This is a genomic window from Mesorhizobium sp. B1-1-5 (assembly GCF_006443065.1).
Taxonomy (GTDB): domain Bacteria; phylum Pseudomonadota; class Alphaproteobacteria; order Rhizobiales; family Rhizobiaceae; genus Mesorhizobium.
Map to the genome: position 1 here is coordinate 1 of NZ_VFWS01000646.1, position 1049 is coordinate 1049.

At 63.5% G+C, this 1049-nt stretch carries 1 protein-coding gene; it reads right to left on the reverse strand.

The features are described 5' to 3' along the window. Positions 1-182: 182 nt before the first annotated feature. Positions 183-1049 (reverse strand): HAMP domain-containing sensor histidine kinase (locus FJ980_RS34040; protein ID WP_140547712.1); only part of this gene is annotated, 867 nt, incomplete at its 5' end.

Genomic DNA, 1049 nt, shown 5'->3' on the forward strand with positions numbered 1-1049 from the left:
TCCTGATCCAACCCCGTCATCTCGAGAATCTGCAGGCCTTTCAATAGTGTTCGCACCATAGTCCCGCTGTGCGGCGGATCCACGGGACAAGCCCGAGGATGACGGCCGCAAGGCCGCGATATCCGGGATCATTTTTGCATGAGGCATGATCTGATCCGAAAACCGGTTCCCACTTTTCGGGATCATGCTTCGGCCGGCAGCGTAACCACGAAGCGGGCGCCCTTGATCTCGCCTGGCTTGGTGCCGGGGATGTTCTCGGCGGTCAGCGTGCCGCCATGGGCCTCGACGATCTGCCTGGATATCGACAGGCCAAGGCCTGAATTCTGGCCGAACGCCTCGCCGGCGGGCCGGTCGGTGTAGAAACGTTCGAAGATGCGCTCGATGTTGTCGGCACGGATGCCGGGACCATTGTCATCGACGGTGAGGATGTTGAACTTGCCGGTGCGCGCCAGCGACAGGATGATGTGGCCGCGCTCCTCTGGCACGAAGGAGCGGGCGTTCTCGATCAGGTTGGTGATAACCTGGCCGATGCGCAGGTCGTGGCCGACGACGAAATAGCCCTTGACGCCCTGCGGCAGCTTGGCGACCCTGAGCTCGATCTCGACCGCCTTCTTGTTGCGCGTCGTTTCACGCGAGACGGCGACGAGGTCGGTGATGAACTTCTTCAGGTCCACGGTCCCCGCGTCATCCCGCGCCAGCTCGGCGTCGAGACGGGAGGCGTCCGAAATGTCGGTGATGAGGCGGTCCAGCCGCCTGACGTCGTGCTGGATGATCTCCATCAGCCGGCTGCGCGAATTGTCGTTCTTGGCGAGCGGCAAGGTCTCCACCGCGCTGCGCAGCGAGGTCAGCGGGTTCTTCAATTCATGGGAAACATCGGCGGCGAAGCTCTCGATCGCCTCGATGCGCGCATAGAGCGCGTTCGTCATGTCGCGCACGGCAATCGACAGATTGCCGATCTCGTCCTGCCGGTCGGAGAAATCAGGGATTTCCTCGCGGCTCTTGACGCCGCGCCGCACCCGCACGGCCGCCGCCGACAGCCGGCGCAGCGG